This window comes from Myxococcus llanfairpwllgwyngyllgogerychwyrndrobwllllantysiliogogogochensis (assembly GCF_006636215.1).
GTDB classification, from domain to species: domain Bacteria; phylum Myxococcota; class Myxococcia; order Myxococcales; family Myxococcaceae; genus Myxococcus; species Myxococcus llanfairpwllgwyngyllgogerychwyrndrobwllllantysiliogogogochensis.
On the sequence record NZ_VIFM01000653.1, the window covers coordinates 1 to 550 of the forward strand.

At 68.5% G+C, this 550-nt stretch carries 1 protein-coding gene; it reads left to right on the forward strand.

The features are described from left to right. The coding region (locus FJV41_RS57175; RefSeq protein ID WP_220137991.1) for a DUF2147 domain-containing protein at positions 1 to 549 on the forward strand (549 nt) is incomplete at its 5' end. Position 550 lies beyond the last annotated feature (1 nt).

Consider the following 550-nt stretch of genomic DNA (forward strand, 5'->3'; position numbering starts at 1 on the left):
GATGCGCACCGCGCGCGCAGGCTCCAAGCCGCTCATGGACACCGACGCCGCACTGGCCTGATCCGGCCGCCCCCGGCCTTCCATTCCATCCAACCCCACCACAGGGATGCCGCCATGAAAAACGCTTTGTTGGCTATCGCACTGGCAGCCGCCGCGCTGCCCTCCTGGGCCCAGATGTCTCCCGTGGGGACGTGGCGCAGCATCGACGACAAGAGCGGCGAGGCCAAGGCCGAGATCCGCATCACCGAGTCGGGCGGCGCGCTGACGGGCCGCATCGAGAAGTCGCTGAAGAAGGACACCCAGCCCGATGCCGCGTGCCAGGAATGCACCGACGACCGCAAGGGCCAGCCCATCGCCGGGCTGGAGATCATCCGCGGCGGCAGGAAGGCCGAGGGCAAGGACGTGTGGGAAGGCGGCAGGATCCTCGACCCCGAGAACGGCAAGGAATACCGCGCCAGCTTCACGCCCATCGATGGCGGCGCCAAGCTGGAAGTGCGCGGCTACCTGGCGCCCTTCTGGGGCTCGCAAACGTGGCAGCGCGTGCAGTAAG